The sequence below is a fragment of the Virgibacillus sp. 7505 genome, assembly GCF_002272135.1.
Taxonomy (GTDB): Bacteria; Bacillota; Bacilli; order Bacillales; family Amphibacillaceae; genus Terribacillus.
This window is the reverse complement of the sequence record NZ_NPBF01000096.1, coordinates 1-343: the sequence shown is the minus strand read 5'-3', so window position 1 is coordinate 343 and position 343 is coordinate 1. Positions and strand designations below refer to the sequence as shown.

The following is a 343-nucleotide window of genomic DNA, read 5'->3' as shown; positions in this document are numbered from 1 at the left end:
CAATAAAAAAGGGCGACGGCGACGAAGCCATTTCAGAATTAATGGATATCATCAGCCGCTTTTCAAAATAAGCAGCTGATTTTTTGTGTACCCTATATACCTAACGGGGGTATTGTGTTATGCTAAATAGAACAACGAAAAGGAGTGAGTAGGATGGCAGCAATAACCCTTTCTGTGTCAGGAATGTCGTGCAACCACTGTGTAACAGCGATTCAAACAGCGGTTGGCGAACTAAACGGCGTAAAAGAAGTCAATGTATCTCTCGACAAAAATGAAGTAGCCGTTTCCTACGATGAAACAGCGGTTGCTGAAGACAAAATCAAGGCAGAAATCGAAAACCAGG

At 42.6% G+C, this 343-nt stretch carries 1 protein-coding gene; it reads left to right on the top strand.

The window, feature by feature from the left end; genetic code table 11:
• Nucleotides 1–153: 153 nt before the first annotated feature.
• On the top strand, nucleotides 154–343 hold a 190-nt coding region (locus CHH91_RS18080; protein WP_095224767.1), incomplete at its 3' end, for a copper ion binding protein.